Annotated in this window: 16 protein-coding genes; 6 read left to right on the forward strand and 10 right to left on the reverse strand. The window is 59.4% G+C overall.

Features of this window, described 5'->3' with window-relative positions; genetic code table 11:
- Nucleotides 1–18: 18 nt before the first annotated feature.
- The 5 genes from MB02_RS12195 to MB02_RS12215 all read right to left on the reverse strand — a co-directional run bounded on the left by MB02_RS12195 (nucleotide 19) and on the right by MB02_RS12215 (nucleotide 4455).
- Nucleotides 19–789, reverse strand: a complete 771-nt coding sequence (locus tag MB02_RS12195) for an SDR family NAD(P)-dependent oxidoreductase (protein ID WP_067537722.1) — start codon at nucleotides 787–789, stop codon at nucleotides 19–21.
- 222 nt (nucleotides 790–1011) lie between these two features.
- Complete coding sequence (locus MB02_RS12200) at nucleotides 1012–1776, reverse strand: SDR family NAD(P)-dependent oxidoreductase (RefSeq protein ID WP_067537723.1); 765 nt, start codon at nucleotides 1774–1776, stop codon at nucleotides 1012–1014.
- 71 nt (nucleotides 1777–1847) lie between these two features.
- A complete protein-coding gene (locus MB02_RS12205) occupies nucleotides 1848–2381 on the reverse strand; it encodes a nuclear transport factor 2 family protein (RefSeq protein WP_067537726.1) in 534 nt (177 codons plus the stop codon).
- Nucleotides 2378–3412 (reverse strand): NAD-dependent epimerase/dehydratase family protein, encoded by a 1035-nt coding sequence (locus MB02_RS12210; protein ID WP_067538071.1) that lies wholly within the window; start codon nucleotides 3410–3412, stop codon nucleotides 2378–2380. Before MB02_RS12210 ends, MB02_RS12205 begins: the two co-directional genes overlap by 4 nt.
- A 167-nt stretch (nucleotides 3413–3579) precedes the next feature.
- Nucleotides 3580–4455, reverse strand: coding sequence for a helix-turn-helix domain-containing protein (locus tag MB02_RS12215; protein WP_067537729.1), 876 nt, complete (start codon nucleotides 4453–4455; stop codon nucleotides 3580–3582).
- A gap of 207 nt (nucleotides 4456–4662) precedes the next feature.
- Here MB02_RS12215 and MB02_RS12220 point away from each other — a divergent pair, with 207 nt between their 5' ends.
- Nucleotides 4663–5490, forward strand: a complete 828-nt coding sequence (locus MB02_RS12220) for an SDR family oxidoreductase (RefSeq protein WP_067537731.1) — start codon at nucleotides 4663–4665, stop codon at nucleotides 5488–5490.
- Nucleotides 5483–5878, forward strand: coding sequence for a carboxymuconolactone decarboxylase family protein (locus tag MB02_RS12225; RefSeq protein ID WP_067537735.1), 396 nt, complete (start codon nucleotides 5483–5485; stop codon nucleotides 5876–5878). Before MB02_RS12220 ends, MB02_RS12225 begins: the two co-directional genes overlap by 8 nt.
- Before the next feature lie 46 nt (nucleotides 5879–5924).
- Here the strand turns inward: MB02_RS12225 and MB02_RS12230 are convergent, their stop codons facing one another.
- From MB02_RS12230 to MB02_RS12240, 3 genes are read right to left on the reverse strand one after another with little or no spacing between them, the layout of a single operon-like run.
- The gene (locus MB02_RS12230; RefSeq protein WP_067537736.1) at nucleotides 5925–6707 is read right to left on the reverse strand and encodes an SDR family oxidoreductase; all 783 of its coding nucleotides are present in this window, start codon (nucleotides 6705–6707) and stop codon (nucleotides 5925–5927) included.
- The gene (locus tag MB02_RS12235; protein WP_067537739.1) at nucleotides 6704–8161 is read right to left on the reverse strand and encodes an aldehyde dehydrogenase family protein; all 1458 of its coding nucleotides are present in this window, start codon (nucleotides 8159–8161) and stop codon (nucleotides 6704–6706) included. The genes MB02_RS12230 and MB02_RS12235 overlap by 4 nt, the downstream gene beginning before the upstream one ends.
- Before the next feature lies 1 nt (nucleotide 8162).
- Nucleotides 8163–9041, reverse strand: a complete 879-nt coding sequence (locus tag MB02_RS12240) for an NAD(P)-dependent oxidoreductase (RefSeq protein WP_156495510.1) — start codon at nucleotides 9039–9041, stop codon at nucleotides 8163–8165.
- A gap of 243 nt (nucleotides 9042–9284) precedes the next feature.
- On the opposite strand from MB02_RS12240, the gene MB02_RS12245 reads away from it, so the two are divergent.
- Genes MB02_RS12245 through MB02_RS12255 form a run of 3 tightly spaced genes read left to right on the forward strand, consistent with a single transcriptional unit; the run spans nucleotide 9285 to nucleotide 11625 of the window.
- Complete coding sequence (locus tag MB02_RS12245) at nucleotides 9285–10457, forward strand: cytochrome P450 (RefSeq protein WP_067538074.1); 1173 nt, start codon at nucleotides 9285–9287, stop codon at nucleotides 10455–10457.
- A 23-nt stretch (nucleotides 10458–10480) separates the two neighbouring features.
- A complete protein-coding gene (locus MB02_RS12250) occupies nucleotides 10481–10798 on the forward strand; it encodes a 2Fe-2S iron-sulfur cluster-binding protein (RefSeq protein WP_067537746.1) in 318 nt (105 codons plus the stop codon).
- Complete coding sequence (locus tag MB02_RS12255; RefSeq protein WP_082826169.1) at nucleotides 10798–11625, forward strand: SDR family NAD(P)-dependent oxidoreductase; 828 nt, start codon at nucleotides 10798–10800, stop codon at nucleotides 11623–11625. Before MB02_RS12250 ends, MB02_RS12255 begins: the two co-directional genes overlap by 1 nt.
- 69 nt (nucleotides 11626–11694) lie before the next feature.
- Here MB02_RS12255 and MB02_RS12260 read toward each other — a convergent pair whose 3' ends face one another.
- The gene (locus MB02_RS12260; protein WP_067537751.1) at nucleotides 11695–13194 is read right to left on the reverse strand and encodes an FAD-dependent oxidoreductase; all 1500 of its coding nucleotides are present in this window, start codon (nucleotides 13192–13194) and stop codon (nucleotides 11695–11697) included.
- Nucleotides 13195–14901 (reverse strand): FAD-dependent oxidoreductase, encoded by a 1707-nt coding sequence (locus MB02_RS12265; RefSeq protein WP_067537754.1) that lies wholly within the window; start codon nucleotides 14899–14901, stop codon nucleotides 13195–13197.
- Between the two features lie 410 nt (nucleotides 14902–15311).
- On the opposite strand from MB02_RS12265, the gene MB02_RS12270 reads away from it, so the two are divergent.
- Nucleotides 15312–17441, forward strand: coding sequence for a PQQ-dependent dehydrogenase, methanol/ethanol family (locus MB02_RS12270; RefSeq protein ID WP_067537757.1), 2130 nt, complete (start codon nucleotides 15312–15314; stop codon nucleotides 17439–17441).
- The last annotated feature ends 40 nt before the right edge of the window (nucleotides 17442–17481 follow it).

The following is a 17481-nucleotide window of genomic DNA, read 5'->3' on the forward strand; positions in this document are numbered from 1 at the left end:
CCGGGCCCCCTTGGAACATCAGACACCGTACCCGCCGGAAACAGAAATTGTCTGGCCGGTAATGTAGTTGGCTGCGTTGGAGGCGAGAAAAGTCACTGCCGTGCCGATGTCTTCTGTTTTACCCCAGCGCTTGAGGCAGAGATTCTTCTGCACTTCGTCGGTCCAGGCCTGATCGAAAACGCCCTGTTCCCTCAGTTCGAGAAACATTCCTGCCTCGATCACACCGACGAGCACGGTATTGGCACGGATATTGTGCTTGCCCTGCTCCTTCGCGATACCGCGGATCAGCGCATCGTTGGTGGCCTTCGGTGCGACTGAAAGCCCGTCAAGTTCAGGCCAGAGGTCGTCGCCTGCCGATCCGAGGTGCACGAAAGAGCCGCCTCCCTTTGCACGGAAATGGGGCAGGGCGGCCCGTGTCGCGTTGAAGAAGCCGAACACCTCGATTTCAATTGCCCGCCGCCATTGCTGCGGCGTCACGTCAGCCAACGGCACCTGATCGACCAGCGGGCCAGCCCCCCATACCACAGTGTGCACGCGGCCATGGGCCGCAGCTGCTTCGTCGAACACCTGTTGCACCTGATCGATGTCCTGAACATCGACGCGATGTGCAGTTGCCTTAACCCCCAATGCGGCCATTTCCTGACAGGCTTCTTCCGCAGCTTCCTTCTTGGAGTGATAGCAAATGGCAACGTTGCTCTTCGCTTGCGCCAGGCTGGCTGCAATTCCGCGGCCAAGGCCGCCGCTACCGCCAAATACGATGGCGGCGCCTTCAGGGAACGTCATGGTCATGGTCTTTCTCTCCGCTGTTTTGGATATCTTCCCTGCACCAGCTCTCATCATGGCTGGCACCAGTTCAGGGCTTGTCCATGGCCTGCCGCCTGTTGCCCGACAAGGCGAAGCTCATTCCGCGGCGGGCCGGGCGGTGCGTTGATGGCCGGATTGTGTGAGACGGCCAAGTGGACAAACTTTGAACACGTAGAATCGTCATGCTGCGGAGAGAGCTTGGGGCGATCAGCCGAAATTCGCCATGCCGCCGTCAACGGGCAGAGTAACCCCGTTCACATAGCGCGCCATGTCGCTGACAAGGAAGAGCACAGCCTGCCCGATATCGGTGACCGGGTCACCGAACCGTCCCAGTGGCACCTGGCGCATGATGTCCGCAGCCTGTTCGGGCTGGTCCTTGCACCATTGTTCGAACGCGGGGCTGGTTGCGATCGGCGCGACCGTGTTGACCCGGATATTGTCGCTTCCCCATTCGTCCGCTGCCGCCTTGCTCAGAGAGCGGATTGCCTGTTTCGCCGCGGCATATGGGCCATATCCCTGCATGTCCCATCGTTCAGACGCGGCAGTGCAGAAGTTGACGATGGCTCCACCACCGCGTGCCTTCAGGTTGGGATGGGCGGCTTTCATGTACCGAAACGTGGCCAGTGGGCCGCTGTCGAACATCTCGCCGATCTGGCTATCGGATGTGTCGAGCAACATGCTGTTCGTATAGACGATCTGGGCGTTGTTAACGAGGATGTCGATGCCACCGAACCGTTCGACCGTCTGAGCGATGTTCGCATCGATATCTGCGGGAATGGTGACGTCGGCGCGCATCGCCTCCACCTGCGCACCCTTTTCACGCAGCTCCCTGGCGGCAGTTATGACTTTCGCTTCCGTTCGGCCGGACAGCATAAGGCTGGCGCCTTCCGTGGCGAATATTTCCGCTATGCCGCGACCGACACCTTGCCCTGCGCCTGTTATCAGCGCCACTTTGCCGTCAAGCAGGCCCATCTCACTCTCTCCTCGTCGTTGTTTATCTCTGCGGCATGAGGCTTTGCTGCGGCCGCAGGCAGCTCTTTTCTCTAGTTGTCTTGCCCGCCGGCAGCCTGGCCGAAGGCCGTCTGCGTTTGTTCGCCCAGGCCGACCACTTTGCGGACGCCTTCCGCGTCCACTTCGTCCATCAGGAAGGACAGGCGACGGGACTTGCTCCGGTTCATCAGCCATTTCCCGTTTTGCCGGACAAAGCTGTCTTCGTAGGAGGACGCGAGTTGGATGAGTGTGCGGGCCGCCGTGTCGATCTGGAAGAAATAGAGATCGAACAGGCCTGTTGCCGTGTCTGGCCCGGTGAATTCTATGACCGGGTTTTGCATGTGATGCATGTCGAGCACGTTGGGGACGCACCCATGCTCGGCATAGAGGGCGACGAATGGATCGGGATCGTCAAATACCGGGAAGCCTTCGAAATCGATCACTGCGTCGTCAGTGAAGCAGCTGCGCACTACATCTGGCTGCTTGCGATCGCATGCCCGCAGATAGCGGATCTTCAACTGCGTGATTGCGGCGGTATCTTCGATTGTCTGAACGCGTTGAGCCAGACTTTCCAATGTATCGTTCATCCGTTTGCTTCTTTCGTTAGATTGCCGGCCTGTGTGCTTCGCCGGGCCTGATAAAATGCTGCTGCGGCGCGGATTGAATCCTCGACCGGGGCAGGCTGCCATCCCAATTCGCGCCGTGCCCTGCTGCTGTCCATGTCATTCATGATATGGCTGAGCCGCACGGACTCAACAGACAGTTGGCTTTCGCGCTTGCGTACCCTGGCCACAAGATCAGAGACGAAGCCGATGATGTAAAGTAGCGGCAGAGGCAGTGTCCGCAATTTCACATTGGTGCCTGCCTGTGCGATTGCGATTTCATAGAGCCGTCTCTGTTCAAGCCATTTTTCGGAAACGATATAACGTTCGCCAACACGGCCTTTCTGCTCTGCCAGCACCATCGCATCGGCGGCATCTGTTATCCCCACACAGGCAAGCCCGGCGTTTATGGTGAAAGGGGCATCGCCGAACATTACCGCGCAAAGGAGCCGCCCATGCGGTGTCAATGCGAAATCGCCCGCTCCATAGGTATTGGCGACATTCATTGCGATTCCAGGCAGGCCACGATTGTGTACGTATTCGAAAAAGCGTCGCTCGGCCTCAACCCGGCAGCGGACATAAGGCCCCGCCCGATCGGCATAATTGAAAGTGTCTTCTTCGGTGGAGACACCCGCTTTGTTCAGGCCGATAGTCGCGATTGTACTGGTCATTACAAAACGCCGGACGTCATGTGTCAGGGCGGCCTCCATGACATTGATCAGCCCTTCGACATTGACCCGATACATCGGTGCCGGGTCCCGCAGCCAGGCCTGGGTGTTGACGACGCAATGGATGATGCTTCCGCAATCGGAAACCGCCCGCTCCACAGCCGCAGGGTCGGTGATGTCGCCATAATGCCATTCAACCGGCAGCCCCGCTATTCCCTCCACATTTGTCGTCTGGCGAACGATGACCCTGACCTTGCGTCTATCGGCAAGCAGACGCTTGACGACATGGCTCCCAAGAAAGCCTCCGGCCCCGGTGACAAGAACGGGGCGGTCTGCGCTGTCGAGCATTTCCATTCCCCGGATTTGCCAATTAGCACGCCAATGAGATGACGTTTGTGCAGGGATAAGTGCAAGGCGCGTGCCTGAACAAGGATCAGGCCAAGGCTTCGGTCAATCTATTGGCCGGATCGGTTGATCCAGCCATTTTTGACAAGCCAACGTAATCGATAAGCCCATTATTCGCGCGCTGCGTCTGATTGCACACGGCGGCGGAAGTCCCCCGGTGTTTCACCTGTGGCGCGGGCAAAGAACACGCAAAAGGTTCCTGCACTGCCAAAGCCGATTTTCTCTGCGATATCCTTGATCAGGGCCGATGTACCGGCAAGCAGTTCCATGGCGCGCTTCAGGCGAACTTCGGCCATGTATTGTGACAGGGTTTGGCCGGTGCTTTCCTTGAAGGCACGGCTGAGATGCCGTTCGCTGACAGTGGTCACGCGGCTGAGTTCGCTCAGTGTCACTGCGCCATTGCGATTGTCGATGTATTCGCAAACCTGACGCAGTGTGCGCCTTGCCAGTCCGCCGCGGTGCAACCCGCCCGGACGTTGCGTATCTGCCAGATGGCGAGTGAGTTCGATGATTACGGTAGTGCCGAGCGCGTCGATCATCGCGGGGGAGAGCGGACCGGGATTTTCCACCTCTGCAGCAAGTTTGGTCAGTGTCTGTGCGATATGGGGCGAACGGATGTTGAGACAGGCCAGCGCATCCTGCGGGGCAATTAATGTCGTTCGGCCGGTAATCCGCTCCAGTGTTTCGGCCGTGAATATGCAGCGCACGGAATCCGTCAGACCACCTTCTGCGCGTACATGGAGGGGCCAGCCAGCGGGAAGCGCCATGATGCGGCCAATGTTCACATAATCCGAAGTCTGTCCGCCCGTCTCGAACCGGCCGGTGGAAAATGTTTGCAGGCGTTGTCGTTGCATCGCCACGACATTGTCGGACTCCCCGATAATCAGGTCGCATGGCGATTCCGCTTTGTTCTGCGCCAGTTCGATGACGAACTGTTCGGTTGCGAACTGTGCGTAGGTCTGGGTTTGGCCCGAGCCTGTCGGCATTTTCCTGTTCCCTGATGGCTGGCGAAGCGTGCCGCAGGTCTGCCAGCAAAGGCGAAGATCCTAGCGAAGCATGCGCGGACAGACAAATTTTTGGCCGCGAATGTTAAGTTCGGCGTGACAAGGCAATTGGTTCGATGCTCACGATACTGTTGGATGCAGGACAACCAGATAGAGCGCGATAACAATCATAGAATCAGGAGAGCGGGCATGCCGGGAATGTGCGATTATTCGGGGAAGAAAGTTGCCGTAGTGGGATGCTATTCAGGTATCGGGCATGCCACTGCCAAGGGTCTGCTCGACTTGGGTGCCGAAGTGCATGGGGCGGACATCAGGCCCTGTGACCTGCCGCTCGCATCTTTCACGGAATGTGACACGCGAGAAACAGGTTCGATCGATGGTGCGCTGAAGGCATTTGGCAGCGGCATCGACGCATTTTTCTATTGCTCCGGTCTGCCGCAGACCCGCCCGCCGCTCGATGTACTGAAAGTCAACTTTCTCGGCCTGCGATACATGATCGAACGTGTGCGACCAAAGATTGCAAAGGACGGTTCAGTCTCTTTGATCGCTTCGACTGCGGGTAATGGCTGGCCGCAACGGGTGGAAACGGTGACGGATTTTATCACCACGGCTGATTTCGATCAGGGGGTCGCATGGGCCGAACCCCGGCTTGAAGAGCTTGGCGATCCCTATGCTTTCTCGAAAGAGGCCGCCATTGTCTGGACCCTGCGCCAGAGCGCGGATTTTATCCGCAGCGGTGTACGCCTGAATTGCCTCAGCCCTGGGCCGACCATTACCGGAATGACCCCGGATTTCGACAGCGTCGGGCCTGCGATCATCGATGTTTACACACAGCCGCTGGGGCGCCGCTCCACTCCGGAGGAACAAGCCTGGCCGCTCATTTTCATGGGCAGCCGCGAAGCGAGCTACCTCAATGGTTGCAACTTCATTGTTGACGCGGGGTTCACTGCGGCGATGACCACGGGCCAGATCGACCTTGATGCACTGCTGGCAGAGGCGATGAGCGCCGATGCCTGACGAGAAGAAAGATCGTGCTGCTCGCATGGCGTTGGGCGAGGCAATGTTCGATGAGGTCTATGGCGGCATCGTGTCCTTGCCCGAAGGGGCGGCCCGAGACGATTACATCGATGACCTTGTCGGGCATCTCTTCGGAGAGATCTGGTCGCGCGACGTTTTGTCGGTGCGCGACCGGCGGCTCCTGCTGCTTGGGGCGTCGATCGCACTCGGGGAAGCGGGCATTGTGGAAATCCAGATGCGTGCGGCCCGCAAGAAAGGTGAATTGACGGACGAGCAGCTGAAGGAAGTGCTGCTCTTCATGGTCAATTATGTCGGATATCCGCGGGCAAGCGGGCTGCAACAGGCGCTCGGCAGGATTTTTGCCGAAGACGGCGATCAGAGCGCCTGAAACGAAATAGCGGCCTGTCCTTTTGCAGGCTTGATGGTTGGAGCCATCAAGCCAGGTCGATGTCGGCTTCCATGACCTTTGGCCGTTTTCCGACAGGCCGCATCGTGACGGAATCGAACGTGCAGTTGGCAGGCAGGTCGAAGATATGGGCGATCTGTTCCCCGACATCGGCCACATCCATCATCCCGCCGAAGTGCGTCCCTGTTTCAAGCCAGCTCTTGTAAGCTTCACCGGCGCGGGCTTCGTCCCATCCAGTCCCGAAACCTGTCGCGGTATCGCCGGGAATGAAGTTGGTGACGCCGATGTTGTCGCCGCGTACTTCATGGCGCAGCTCGTCGGTAAAGCGTTCCAACCCCAGCTTGGTGGAACCATAGATCGACAGGTGAGCAAACGCGTCCAGCGTATGCGCTGCAGCGGATGAGACGTTGACAATGCGTCCCCCGCCACGAGAGCGCAGGTATCCGATTGCAGCCCTGCACATGATGATGGGCGCGAAGAAGTTGATGTCGATCTGCTCGCGGACTTCGGCGATGTCGAGCTTTTCGATTGGGTTAGGGTAAGCGGTGCCAGCGTTGTTCACTACGCCATCGACCCCGCCAAAATGATCGTAGACCCGAGCGAACAGATCGATGACGTCTTCGGGATCGGCAACATTTGCGGCGAACCCGGTTGCGGTGCCGCCGATCCGTGCCGCCGCGTCTTCGATTGTAGTGGCGCTACGTCCGACCAGAGCCACTCGTGCCCCTCGCCGGGCGAGCGTCTCCGCCGCGTGATAGCCGATATTGCGGGCTGCACCGGTGACGATGATGACTTTGTCCCTGGCGCTCATACCTCTACCCCGATCACTTTGAGTTGCAGATATTCTTCGAAGCCTTCGACGCCCATTTCGCGGCCAATGCCGCTCTGTTTGTAACCGCCGAAGGGGGAATCCGGCGCGAAGACATTGGCGTTGTTGATATTGACGGTTCCCGTGCGGATGCGCTTCGCCATCGCCAGCGCGCGATCGGTATTTCCCGACTGGATGCTGCCGGACAGCCCGTAGATGCTGTCGTTGGCGATCTGGACCGCATGATCGTCGTCATCGTAGGGAATGATTGCGAGCACCGGGCCGAAGATCTCCTCCTGGGCGATCCGCATGCTGTTATCGACATTGGCGAACACTGTGGGTTCCACATAATATCCGCCATTTCGGTCATCGGCTTTGCCACCAGCCATCAGCGTTGCGCCATCTTCGATGCCCGATTGAATATATTGCAGGATGCGTTGGCGCTGGGTCTCCGAGATTACCGGGCTCAACATCTGATCGGGAGCATCCGGATCGCCATATGGGAGCGAGGCGAAAAGCTGCGTTGCAAGCTCCGCGGCCTCGTCATGCCGCTCACGCGGGACGAGCAGCCGTGTCGTGATCGCGCAGCCCTGACCGGCGTGATAGCAAACGGTCAGTGCACTGTAGATGGCCTGCGGAAAAGGTGCGTCGTCGAGAATGATGTTGGCGGACTTTCCGCCAAGTTCGAGGAATACGCGTTTCAGCGTGGCGGCGGCGGTTTCCATCACCCGGCGCCCGGTTGCGGTCGATCCGGTAAAGCTGATCAGATCCACGCGGCTGTCGGAGACGAGTTGTTCGCTGACACCAACCTTGTCGCTGGATGTAATGATGTTGAGCGCACCGGCGGGGAAATCCACTGCCGCAGCAGCCTCCCCCAGCAACGCGGCGGTCCAGGGGGTTTCGGGCGCAGCTTTCAATACTACTGTGCATCCGGCGGCGAGGGCGGGCGTGATCTTTGCAAGATTGATTTGCATCGGCACGTTCCAGGGCGTGATGGCACCTGCAACCCCGGCTGCCTCGCGCACGATGATCCGCTCAGTCGGGTTTCCGAACGCCTGGGTCGGCCCCAGTTTCCGTTCGTATTCATAGTTTTCCGCCAGTTCCAGCGTCCAGTCCATGAATTCGATCGGCAGATCGTGCCCAGGGCCGGCCATGACCATCGCTGCGGAGCCGGTTTCAGCAGCAACGCGTGCGCGATTTGCGTCCGCACGGCGGCGCAATTCGGCTTGCAGCCGCCGCAATGCATCGACACGGAGCCGTACATCGGTGGACCATGCGGTTTCGTCGAAACACCGTCGGGCAGCAGCGATTGCAGCATCCATGTCGGCGGTGCCGGCATCCGCAGCCTGTCCCACCACTTTGCCTGTGGCAGGGGCGACAACGTCATAGAGGCGCGCGTCTTGAGCTTCACATAGCTTCCCGTCTATATACAGGGTGCTTGTCGGAAAAGAGGTCACGTCAGTCGATCCTTTCTACGGCAGGCCTGAACAGCGCCTTCACGCTCTCCGTGAAAGCCGCCGGAATTTCCTGCATTTCGGCAAATTCTAGCGCCACGCTGAGATCTTTCTCGGCCAGCGATGCCAGCGCTGACTGGACCGCGAGCAGCTTTTCACGTTGTTCACTGGTCGTCGCGCCTTCACGAGAAACCAGATAGGCTCGCATGGAGGGTGTGAGATTGCCGTTCGTCTCCATGACGTCGATGAGCTTCTCCGGCGCGACACCCCCGGTCATCAGCAATCGGACCGCTTCAACAGCTGCCAGAAGCTCCGCATATGTGACCAGATTGTTTGCAGCTTTCAGCTTCATTCCAGCGCCGAGAGGCCCTGCATGGATGATCTTGTTGCAGTAACAATCGAGCATCGGGCGAAGAGAGTCGACTGCTGCCGCCTCGCCACCGACCATCACCACCAGTTGCCCTTCTTCTGCGTTCCAGGGGCCGCCCGTCACTGCGGCGTCGATCAAGGTCGCACCCTGGCTGGCGAGTGAATGCGAAAGCCTGTCGATCAGACTGAACGGCACTGTGCTGTGAATGGCGATGAAGGGGGCGTCAGGGCGCTTTCTCTGCGATAGTCCTTCCAGCAGTCCGCCAGGCCCCGACACGACGTTTTCGCAATCTTCACCGTTGCGCACGCAGATGCCGATCAGTTCGCAGTTCTGCGCGAGAGCGGCTGCATTCTGCGCCTTGTCGAACTTTCCGGAAAGCGGATCGTAGGCGCTCGCGGCAACATCGAACAGCATCGGCGGCTGGTCGCCCATGCTGACAATCCGTTGAGCGATAGGCAATCCGATGTTGCCGAGACCGATAAAGCCCATTCGCATGATCTTGCCGAACCTCACCCAAGTTTCCGCATCGTTTCGTGCGGTACGTCGGCGCCGATGGACGCCTGTTTCCAAACCTAACCGAACAATCGGGGCAAGATAGCCCGCACGCGGCGGAGGGCCGTATTGTTGTCTTACAGGAAATATTTTGGCGTGATTGCAACATATACTGCCCTTGCCGACTTGCGGGCAGGGCCTATGAATTTCGCAGTACCCACTGTGGTGGTTCGCAAGAAAAATAAGCGTTCCAGGAGAGATGCCGTGACATTGGCAACGGAAATCTACGACCCATTCGCCTTTGCGGCGGGCGATGACCCTTTTCCGATCTATCGCAAGCTGCGTGACGATTATCCGCTGTATCACAACCGGAAATGGAACTTTTTCGCATTATCGCGCTACGACGACGTGGCTGTGGCCGTTCGCGACTTTCGCACGTTTTCGAGCCAGTTCGGCACGTCTCTCGAAACACTGAAGGAACAGGTTCCGGTTCTTATAAACTGCGATCCGCCGGATCATACCCGGCTGAGGCACTTGATTGCCCCCTTGTTTACTCCCGGACAAGTGCAAGGTCTGGAGGCCACTGTCAGGGAATATGCGCAGGCGCTTCTCGAACCTGTTCGCGAAGGGGCGGAATTCGACATCATTGCGGACTTCGCGGCCAAACTGCCCATGGCGATCATTTGCCGCCTGCTGGGGTTTCGCCAGGAAGATGAAGACATGCTGCGCGAATGGACTGACCTGTGCGTTCATCGCGAGGAAGGCGTGTTCGAAATGCCGGAGGAGGGGATGCAGGCGACCCTCAAGCTCTACGGTTATTTCGAAAAGGAACTGGCGGCGCGCGCAAGCAGCCCGCGCAATGACATCGTTCAGAAACTGGCGGATGCGGAGAAGGCGGGCAGCCTGACACGCGAGGAAGTGCTGGGTTACCTGTATATTCTGTCCATCGCGGGCAATGAAACGACGACCAAGCTGATCGGCAACATGGCATGGCAGTTCGATCGCGTTCCCGGCGCCTATTCCGAAGCCCGCCGGAGCGGCGATCTGTGGGGGCAGGCAATCGAAGAAGCGATGCGCTTCGACGGGCCGACCCATATGATGGCGCGCACGACCACCAGGGACGTTGAACTGCATGGCGGGACCATCCCTGCGGGCGCGAAGGTCGCTCTGCTGTATATGAGCGGCAATCGCGACGAACGAAAATATAAGGCGCCGGATCGGTTCGATATTGCGCGCAACCCACGCGATCACCTCGGTTTTGGAGGCGGGTTGCACGCATGTCTCGGCGCAGCGCTGGCACGGCTCGAAGCGCGTGTCGCCTGGGAGGAGCTGTCGAAAATGATGAGTGAGTTCGACATCGATACAAGCGGTGTGAAGCGCGTGCAGTCGCCTCAGGTCCGGGGATTCACCAGCCTTCCACTGCGTTTCGCCAGATAGTTTGCCAGTTGCCGGAGTAGATCATGCCCAAAGTCCTGTTTGAACCCGAAGGCGAGGCGACGATCGAGGTCGACGCTCTTGAAGACATGACGCTGATGGAAGCTGCCTTGATGGGCGGTGTCCCCCATATTCTCGCAAGCTGTGGCGGCATTTGTTCGTGCGCCACGTGCCATGTCGTCATTGCCGATGAATGGGCTGACCTGATTGGCAAGGCAAACGAGGAAGAGAGCGAGATGCTGGATACAGTGGCAAGTCGCCGCCCGCACAGCCGCCTCGGGTGCCAGGTAAAGCTCGCCAATGCCCATGACGGCGTACGCGTCATCGTGCCCGGGGAGAGCTGATGATGCCGCCACTTACGCTCAGTTTTGGAGAGGGAGCGGCACTGGTATGCGGGTCTGGCCGGGTGGGTGCGGGGATTACGCATCTGCTCGCGCGTGGCGGAGTTCCGGTGGTTTTCACTTATCATAGCGATGCGGAGCGCGCTAAAACCGTGGAACGCACCCTGAAGGATGAGGGGGCGAACGTTCAGGCAGTGCAGATCGACCTTTCCGATGTCGCAACCATCGACAGAGCGATAGAGGCTGCAATTACGCTTGGCGGCGGGCTCGGCCCGGTTTTCTCCGCAGGCGGGCCGATGATGCCTTTTGCCAAACTATCGGAAATCGACAGCGAGGCCCTGTCGCGCTTTCTGGTCGCCGATGCCGTTGGCGCGCATAATCTTGTCGCCCGAACAATCCCGGAATTGCGGAAGCACGGCGGATCGATCACCTTCTGCACCACGGTCGCCAATTACCGCGTAGTCACTTACGATGGCGCCTCTCCGTTTTCGAAGGGGGCTGTCGAGGCGTTGATGCGCCAGATCGCGTCGGAAGAAGCCTGCTACGGAATTCGCGCCAACAGTGTCGGCGTCTCCTGGGTATCCGATAGGAGTTATGCGGAGCAGGCCGAAGATGTCGCTCAGGTTCCGGAACCGGAGCTTTCGCACATTCACAGCATTCTCAACCAACTCAGCGAGGAGACCCCTCTGGGCAGACCGGCGCGCAGCGAAGAAGCGGCGTGGCTATTCGCGTTCCTCGCATCGGAACAGGCAGGGTATATCACCGGCCAGTCGATACAGTTCGACGGTGGCTTCAGTCTGGGCGGGGTTCCGCTGAAGCGGCCCGGCTGAAGACATGCGCAACCGTTCGCAGGGCCGACGAGGCGCCTGACGGAAATCAGACCTCGCTTCGCGTATCCGCTAGCCCTCGGCGGCGTCCGCTCCTGCGGGGAGGGCATTATTGGGTTTCGCTGCAGCAGCCTGCCTTCCAGCGGCACGCCCAAAGAAGGTTACATCTGCCACCGACATGCCGCTTGCATACCCCGCACCGGTGCGGGGTATTCCGGCCACCGTGCGCCCGGCGGCATAGAGGCCAGGAATGGGCGCACGCTCATTGGGGGTCACGACCTCACCTGTCGGCAGGACGTCCAATCCGCCCAGCGTGAATGCGGTCTGTTTAATGTCGGCCAGGCGATAGCTGACGAGTGCGAAGGGGGCTGTATCGAACGGCTCCAGCCAGTTTGCCGCTTTGTCGAACAGTGGATCCCGCCCTTCGGCGGCGTGGGTATTGTAGAATTCTACCGTATGCTGGAGCGTGCCTTCGGTAAAACCCGCTTCGGCTTCCACTTCGGCAACGGTTTCGCCGACTGCCACGATCTCTATGCCCTGAACATAGTGGGGCCGGTCGAAATGACGATTGTCGATGAACATGTAGATTTCGCCATCCGGCTGTTTCAGCGCCGCGTCGCCAATCCGAGCGATATAGCTGTCTTCCGCGACGAAGCGTTGTCCATTGCCGTTCACAAGGATGCCATAGGTCAGGTCCGCCGGGGGATATGTCGCGATGCCGAAGAAGGCCTGCCCCATGTTGATGGCCTGGCCGCCGGCCGCGACTCCCATCAGGATGCCATCGCCCATGTCTCCGGGGTTGCCGTGGCGCGTGCTGATCCCTTCCAGATGCGGGATGTGTTGGCGGGTCATCAGTTCGTTCATGATGAAGCCGCCTGCGCACAGGATGACGCCGTGGCTGGTTCGGACTGTATAGTCGCGATTGTCCATCCGGACGACCAATCCACGCACCGCGCCGTGCGCATCCTGAATCAATGCCGTCGCGCGGGCATCGTAACGGATGTCGACGCCAGCTTCTTCGACATTGCGTATCACCGCTGCCATCACGACTTGGCCGCCGTTATGATCGGCGTCCGCTGCCAGATGGGCACGTGGGACCGGTTTGGAGCGCTTGGCGAACCAATTGACCCGTTCGTTGCCGCTGAACTGGAGTGAATCCCCGGTCATCGCCACTACATCGCGACCACTGAACAATGATCGGTTGTAGCGAATGCCGAGAGCTTCCATCCAGTCGAAGTGCTGGGCTGCGCCATCGACGAACATCGAGACACGGTCGGGATCGCAATTGTTGCCAAAGCAGGCGTCGAGATAGGCGCGGAAGTTCTCGCTCGTGTCTTCGATGCCAAGGGCCTTCTGCAACGCGGTGCCGCCATTGCCGCCGAGGTACATCTCGCAGGCCGAAAGGGCCGTTGATCCGCCAGCCCCGCTGGAGCGTTCGAAGAGCATGACAGAGCGCCCGGCGCGCCGAGCCTCCAGCGCGGCACATCCACCCGCACCACCGAAGCCGACAACGGCGACTTCGGTTTCGAAATCGAAATCCCGGATGCTTTCGTAAGAACGAATCCAGCTCACTTAACTAACTCCTTCAGACTGGTTCGGCCGCCCGGTGGCCGTGGCGTGCAGGTGATTGGCAGCCCTGAACGCGAATGTCATGGCAGGGCCCAGTGTCGCTCCGGCACCGGGATAATGCCGCCCCGTCACGGAGGCTGAGACGTTGCCCACGGCATAGAGACCGGGAATGGGATTTCCAGTCCCGTCGAGGACCCGGGCATCCTCGTCGCAGGCAACGCCGCCTTTGGTGCCGATGTCGCCTGCATGGATTTCCACCCCGTAGAAAGGCGGTTCGAGGATGGGGGCGAGGCACGGGTTCGGGCTGACGCGCACATCACCGTAGATGAGGTCGTAGCTGTTTTCCCCGCGACGAAAATCGGCATCTGCCCCGGTTTGTGCGAAGCCGTTGAAGCGTTCGACGGTTGCGTTCAAGGCGTCAGGATCAAGCTTCAGCTTGCGGGCGAGATCCGCGATGCTCTGCGCTTGTGCCAGTAGCCCATTTCGCACGGAACGCTTCTGCATCCAGTCGAGACGCATTCCGCCGGGCAGCAGTGGCCCAAACGGATATTCGCGGCGATAACGCGCATCGAAGATCATGTAGGCGGGGAGATTGCCGGGCGCGAACATCGCTTGCGCCGCTGCTGTATATCCCGTTGATTCATTGAAGAAACGATGGCCTGCCTGATTGACGACGATCGCACCTGGCATGGATCGTTCAGTAAAGAGCGCGCGTGCGCGATCCTCGCCGGGCAAGGTAATGGTGGGGCTCCACCAGGCTTCATCCAGTAAGCTGGTGCTGGCGCCAATCGCCTGCGCGGCATGGAGCATGTCGCCGCGGTTGGCGGGGGATGCTGCGGACCAGCTTTCATCGGTGGGTTGGGGGAGGTGCTGTTCTCTCAATGCCTGATTGTGCTCGAAGCCCCCGGATGCCAGGATCACTCCGCACCGGGCATGGATGCGCATCGATGTGTCGCCTCGTTCGACTATGACGCCTTGCACCTCGCCGTTTTCAGCCAGTAGCTCGCGGGCAGGGGTATTGAGCCACAGCGGAATATCGCGATCCAGCATCGCCTTGCGCAGACCGCCCGTGAGGGCGTTGCCCATTGTCAGCCGGCGTGATCGCATCGAGCGTATTCTGCCGCCGAGATCGGTCACATATCGCCAGACGAGAGAGGCCACGACCTTGCGCCAGCCAGGTGCCTTGCTGAGCAGGACTGCGCCCTCGCTGTTCGTGTAACCGATCAGCCCCATGACCCGGACCTGGCGGTGCTGTGCCTGCATGTTGGCGAAGTCGGCCCCAAGGCGGCGCGCATCATACGGCAGGGGGTCAATCGACCGTGCCCCGGCGCGTGCGCCCGGCTGTTCCTGATAATAATCCGCGTAATGCGGCATCGCGATGTAACGCACGTCGGTTGTTTCATGCAGCCAGCGCAGCATCTCGTGGCCGCTGTCCACAAAGGCGACGACATTGGCATCCGGCACATCGTTGCCGACGAGCGAACGCATGTAAGCTAGAGCGTCTTCCCGGTCGTCGGGTACGCCAACCCCTTCCATCAGGTGATTGCAGGGAATCCACAAACCGCCGCCTGATGTCGCTGACGTCCCGCCATAAGCGGCCGTCTTTTCGATCATCAGGACAGACAGGCCGAGATCATGCGCACGGATTGCCGCGGTCATGCCACCGGCGCCCGATCCTACGATCACGACGTCAAAACTATCAGATTGCATCCTTAGAATGGCACCTTTCCCAAGCCACACCGAAGCGGGGGCTTCACTGGCATATCGCCGCACATGTTTTCGATCTGCCGACTATGATTGATGGCAATCATGCGCAGCGGCGGGTGCAGACACAAGCCGTGGCACAGGTCTGCACGACAAGACGTCAGTTTACCGACATTTGGCCAGTTTGCGAAAGGCCGGATGGCCGTCCGTAGAAACTTCTCAATGCGGTCTTTCTCCGACCAAATTCGCGGGCGGACATTGGCGGGGCCAATTTTCTAACAGACATTAATTATAGACGAGTTGCCATCCGAACGACAGCAACCTAACAATTAAGCCAAGCCACTTAGATGGGCCCGGTTGTTGTACAGGATTACCTCGGCAATGACCGATCGCCCGGGTATATATCGGGAGGGGAAATGCTGGGATATCCACATGTCAGGCAGGCGCTGTTTGCAGGGCTTGCATTGCTGACCGCCGGTTGCAGCAGCGGGGCGGCAGAGACGGAACAATCGTCCTACGAAGCTCGCATCATCAATGCCGATGCGGAACCGGGCAGCTGGCTGAGCCATGGGCGCGATTATGCCGAACAGAGATTTAGCCCGCTCGATCAGGTAGATGTATCCAACGTGGGAAGGTTGAACCTGACCTGGACGTACGAGTTCGACACCAGCCGGGGGCAGGAAGCTACGCCAATTGTCGCGGACGGGGTACTTTATACCACCACCGCCTGGTCCAAAGTATTTGCGTTCGATGCGGCAAGCGGGAAACTGTTGTGGTCGTTCGATCCCAAGGTGCCTGGCAAAAAGGGCTATGACGGTTGCTGCGATGTCGTCAATCGCGGCGTCGCCGTTACGGACGGGAAGGTCTATCTTGGCAGTTTCGATGGGCGGTTGATCGCGCTCGACGCGAAGACTGGAAAGGAAATCTGGTCGACACTGACAGTCGATCCATCACAACCCTACACCATTACCGGCGCGCCGCGTGTCGTGCGGGGGAAAGTCCTGATCGGCAACGGCGGGGCTGAATATGGCGTGCGTGGCTATGTTTCCGCCTATGATGCACAAACCGGAAAGCTGGCCTGGCGTTTCTACACTGTGCCCAATCCGGAAGGGAAACCCGATGGGGCGGCCTCCGACGGGATCATGGCGAAGCTGGCTGGCGCCACATGGGGAGCCAACGGCAAGTGGAAGGAAACGGGCGGCGGCGGAACCGTCTGGGATGCCATCGTCTATGACGAAGAACTCGACCAGGTCCTGATCGGGGTCGGCAATGGATCGCCGTGGAATCACAAATTGCGGTCCGGCGACGATGGGGACAACCTGTTTCTTTCGTCGATTGTGGCGCTCGATCCCGACACTGGCGAATACAAGTGGCACTATCAGGAAACACCTGGAGAAACCTGGGATTTCACGGCATCGCAGAACATCATATTGGCCGATCTCGAAATTGACGGGAAGCAGCGCCAGGTCATGATGCAGATGCCCAAGAACGGCTTCTTCTTCGTGATCGACCGCCACACGGGCGTGCCGATTTCAATCAAGAACGTGGTCCCCGTCAACTGGGCGGAAGGCTACGATCCCAAGACATGGCGACCGATCGTGAAACACGATGCGCGGTGGGATCTGACACGGAAGGATTGGGTTGCGCTGCCAAGCGCGTTCGGTGCGCATAACTGGCACCCGATGGCTTTCAGCCCGCTGACCGGCCTCGTCTATATTCCTGTGCAACTGGTTCCATTCCCTTATCGGGACGAGAAAGACTTCAAATTCAAACCGGGGCACTGGAATCTGGGTAACGACCCGCACGTGATGATGGGGCCCCGGGACAAGGCAAGCCTAGACGGCTTGAAACAGGTGGCCAAGGGGGAACTGGTCGCCTGGGATCCGGTGTCGCAGTCGCCTCGGTGGCGTGTTCCGCAGGAATTGCCGTCTAATGGCGGGGTCTTGGCGACGGCGGGGAACCTCGTGTTCCAGGGAACGGGATCAGGTGAGTTTCGCGCGTTGCGGGCCGACACTGGCGAAGTGCTCTGGACCTTCAAAACACCGAATGGAATCATTGCGCCGCCGATCAGCTATGCAATCGACGGTCAGCAATACATTGCCGTCATGGCCGGCTATGGCGGCTCCGCAGGTCTCAGCTCCCCATTCCCGTCGGGTAAGGGGCGTCAGCCGAATGGCCGCATTCTGGTTTTCAAGCTGGACGGAACAGCCAAGCTACCCAAAGTCGAAAGGGTGATGCTCCCGGCCAATCCGCCGAAGGAAATCTGGCCTGCGTCTGTCATCGACCGCGGAGAGTTCCTGTATGGTGCGAACTGCGGCCTGTGCCATGGCCCTGCGGCATATAACGCGGGTGTTTTGCCCGATCTGCGTCGCTCACCCTATCTGACGGACAAGGATGCCTGGCAGACTATCGTCCATGACGGCGCGCTTGAGGATCAGGGCATGATCGGTTTTGCAAACCAGCTCACGCCGGAGGAAATCGAAAGCATTAGGGCTTTCATCGGTCAGAGGGCGCAAATGCTCTCTGATGACGAAAAAGGTAGCTAGCCGATACTGATGCCCGTCGCCTAGGTTTTCGACGACAGGT

Source organism: Croceicoccus estronivorus (assembly GCF_001625325.1).
In the GTDB taxonomy this organism is placed as follows: Bacteria; Pseudomonadota; Alphaproteobacteria; order Sphingomonadales; family Sphingomonadaceae; genus Caenibius; species Caenibius estronivorus.

Bases quoted from the DNA above. Each gene is read 5' to 3' on its own strand.
- MB02_RS12200 (WP_067537723.1), bottom strand. From the start codon at position 1,776: ATGGGCCTGCTTGACGGCAAAGTGGCGCTGATAACAGGCGCAGGGCAA.
- MB02_RS12250 (WP_067537746.1), top strand. From the start codon at position 10,481: ATGCCCAAAGTCCTGTTTGAACCCGAAGGCGAGGCGACGATCGAGGTC.
- MB02_RS12270 (WP_067537757.1), top strand. From the start codon at position 15,312: ATGCTGGGATATCCACATGTCAGGCAGGCGCTGTTTGCAGGGCTTGCA.
- MB02_RS12255 (WP_082826169.1), top strand. From the start codon at position 10,798: ATGATGCCGCCACTTACGCTCAGTTTTGGAGAGGGAGCGGCACTGGTA.
- MB02_RS12210 (WP_067538071.1), bottom strand. From the start codon at position 3,412: ATGCTCGACAGCGCAGACCGCCCCGTTCTTGTCACCGGGGCCGGAGGC.
- MB02_RS12195 (WP_067537722.1), bottom strand. From the start codon at position 789: ATGACCATGACGTTCCCTGAAGGCGCCGCCATCGTATTTGGCGGTAGC.
- MB02_RS12220 (WP_067537731.1), top strand. From the start codon at position 4,663: ATGCCGGGAATGTGCGATTATTCGGGGAAGAAAGTTGCCGTAGTGGGA.
- MB02_RS12265 (WP_067537754.1), bottom strand. From the start codon at position 14,901: ATGCAATCTGATAGTTTTGACGTCGTGATCGTAGGATCGGGCGCCGGT.
- MB02_RS12205 (WP_067537726.1), bottom strand. From the start codon at position 2,381: ATGAACGATACATTGGAAAGTCTGGCTCAACGCGTTCAGACAATCGAA.
- MB02_RS12225 (WP_067537735.1), top strand. From the start codon at position 5,483: ATGCCTGACGAGAAGAAAGATCGTGCTGCTCGCATGGCGTTGGGCGAG.
- MB02_RS12215 (WP_067537729.1), bottom strand. From the start codon at position 4,455: ATGCCGACAGGCTCGGGCCAAACCCAGACCTACGCACAGTTCGCAACC.
- MB02_RS12230 (WP_067537736.1), bottom strand. From the start codon at position 6,707: ATGAGCGCCAGGGACAAAGTCATCATCGTCACCGGTGCAGCCCGCAAT.